Origin of the sequence: Streptomyces sp. NPDC059456 (assembly GCF_042750055.1) — a bacterium.
Classification (GTDB): Bacteria; Actinomycetota; Actinomycetes; order Streptomycetales; family Streptomycetaceae; genus Streptomyces.
This window is the reverse complement of sequence record NZ_JBHYVA010001094.1, coordinates 1-1,493: the sequence shown is the minus strand read 5'-3', so window position 1 is coordinate 1,493 and position 1,493 is coordinate 1. Positions and strand designations below refer to the sequence as shown.

Sequence of the window (1,493 nt, the reverse complement as noted above, 5' to 3'; positions counted from 1 at the left end):
GGAACCGGTAGAAGGGCCCGAAGGGCTCGACGAACGCACCCTCGGTCTCGCAGACGGTCCCGCGGTACGGGTCCACGGCGACGGCCCCGTGCGCGAACCGGCCCATCGCGGTCAGCGGGACCGCGCCGGAGCGCCGCGGGTCGGCGGGGTCGACCTCGAAGACGAAGCCGTGGTCCTCGGCGTACCCGGAGGTACCCGCCCGGTCTCCGGTCTCCTCGCAGCTGAGCCAGGTGTTCCAGGGGGTGCGGCCGCCCGCGCAGTTGACGGCGGTACCGGCGAGGGCCACGTGCCCGCCGGTGACGCCGCCGCCCGGGTCGAGGTCGAGGAGGGTGCAGCCGCCGAGGGCGTGGGGGTCGTACCCGAGGCCGTCGACGGCGGGGACGCGCAGGGCGGCGGTGGTGCGGTTCTCGTGGTTGCGGACCGGGCGGACGCGGCCGGCGCCGGCGCCGAAGGCGGCCATGCCGTCGCAGTGGGCCGGCACGGTCCCCCCCCCGCCGGAGCGCAGCGGGTCGCCGGCGCGCGACAGCACCCGGTAGCGGAACCCGGCGGGGAGGTCGAGCAGCCCGCGGGGGTCGGGGAGCAGGGGACCGTACCCGCGGCGGGGCGGGGCGGTGGCGCGGGAGATCCCGGCGAAGAGCGCGCCGAGGGCTCCGCCGAGGGCTCCGTCGAAGGCGATCCCGGTGCCGGCGCTGAGCAGGCTGCGGCGGGTGACGGACATCGGCGGCTCCGGGCGGCTCCGGGGTGGGGGCCGTGGTACCACGCGCCCCCACGCCGCGCCCCCGACGCGTACGACACCGCAGCGCCCTCACCCCACCGGCGGGTTCCCGCGCCGTCGGGCGGGCGACCCCGGACGCGCCGGGCCTCCCGGGGCCGTGCCCCGGACCCCGCGACGCCGGGGGCCCGCTCGGTGGAGCCGGAGATCCGGGGTCAGATCAGTTCCGCGCTCAGGGTGATCGTCGTACCCGTCAGGGCCTGGCTGACCGGGCAGTTCTTCTTCGCGTCCTCGGCGGCCGCGGCGAAGCCCTCCGCGTCCAGGCCCGGAACCTCGGCGCGGACGGTCAGGTGGATCCCGGTGATGCCCTCGCCCGGCTGGAACGTCACGTCCGCCTTGGTCTCCACCCGGGTGGGCGGGGTGCCGGCGCCGTCCAGGCCGTGCGAGAGGGCCATCGAGTAGCAGCTGGAGTGCGCGGCGGCGATCAGCTCTTCCGGGCTGGTCTTGCCGTTCGCGGCCTCGGCGCGCGAGGGCCAGGAGACCTCGAACGAACCCCGGCCCGAGGAGTCGAGGGTGACCGTGCCGGCACCCTTCAGCAGGTTGCCTTCCCAGTTGGTGTGCGCGGTGCGCGTGGTGGCCATGGTGGATCCCTTCGCAGAAGTGGGAACGGCCGGCCCCGGGGGGGCGGGCCCCCGGCCCCCAACCAACAGGGACACACCGGGTGTGGGGGCGCGCGCCCCTGCGGTGGGCCACGGTATGTCCCCGAAGGAGCAGTATCTTA

2 protein-coding genes are annotated in these 1,493 nt (G+C 76.6%); both read right to left on the bottom strand.

Going from position 1 to position 1,493, the window contains the following annotated elements:
* Positions 1–718 (bottom strand): alkaline phosphatase PhoX (locus tag ACFXA3_RS42430; protein WP_385196863.1); only part of this gene is annotated, 718 nt, incomplete at its 3' end.
* A 209-nt stretch (positions 719–927) separates the two neighbouring features.
* Positions 928–1,353: an OsmC family protein gene (locus tag ACFXA3_RS42425; protein ID WP_385196860.1), complete on the bottom strand. Its 426-nt coding sequence runs from the start codon at positions 1,351–1,353 to the stop codon at positions 928–930.
* Positions 1,354–1,493: the final 140 nt, after the last annotated feature.